The 700-nt window shown below is 37.1% G+C and carries 1 protein-coding gene; it reads right to left on the minus strand.

The window, feature by feature from the left end:
* Nucleotides 1–73: 73 nt before the first annotated feature.
* A partial coding sequence (locus tag C6368_RS17055; RefSeq protein ID WP_234369163.1) for a hypothetical protein occupies nt 74–700 on the minus strand: 627 nt, incomplete at its 5' end.

A 700-nucleotide genomic window follows, 5' to 3' on the forward strand; every position in this document is an offset into this window, starting at 1 on the left:
CAAATAGGCACATGCGGCTACCACTAATGAACGTTCGTCGCTTGTGATTATTTGCTGTTAGCGGTAGTTTATTTCATTCGTTCATTTTGTCAACCGTTCCCAACATTTTGGTTAGCTGCTCGGTTCGTGTCTGTTTATATTTTCCCTCCCACATTCCAATAATACTCGGAAGAAGTTCTCTCTTTATAGCAGTTTTCGTCAATGCTTTTATGTCTTCGTCAATCTTTCCTTCCAATACAAACTGTCCGAAGCCTACAGCAATGATTGCATTATCTTGACCTGTTAACATTCTTGCACCTATTGCACTCGATGAAACATATTTCTTCAGACTGTATTCGTTCATTTCATTTAAGTTAAAAGATGAATACCCCCAACTTTCAATGAGTTCCTTTAGATAAACTATTGGACTAACATGTTTATTACTTTGTCTCCATTTTTTGAATCCATAAAAAGCGTCAGAACCGTCGTCATTCCCAAATGGTCCTGATTCTTCAATTGGACTCCAATAAAATTCATCCATCAATAATTTCTTTGCTTTCGGATGAGCTGTCTCAGGAGTAAGTTCGTAATTTTCCATTTGTACATTATTCGAGTCGTCTAAATGTTTATTGTCCTCAGTCTGCCCGACACAAGAACCAAACAGGAACAACCCTGTCACTAATATTATGTATTTGTTTAGTGTTATCATTACAATTACCGC

The organism is Brumimicrobium mesophilum (assembly GCF_003025005.1).
GTDB classification, from domain to species: Bacteria; Bacteroidota; Bacteroidia; order Flavobacteriales_D; family Crocinitomicaceae; genus Brumimicrobium; species Brumimicrobium mesophilum.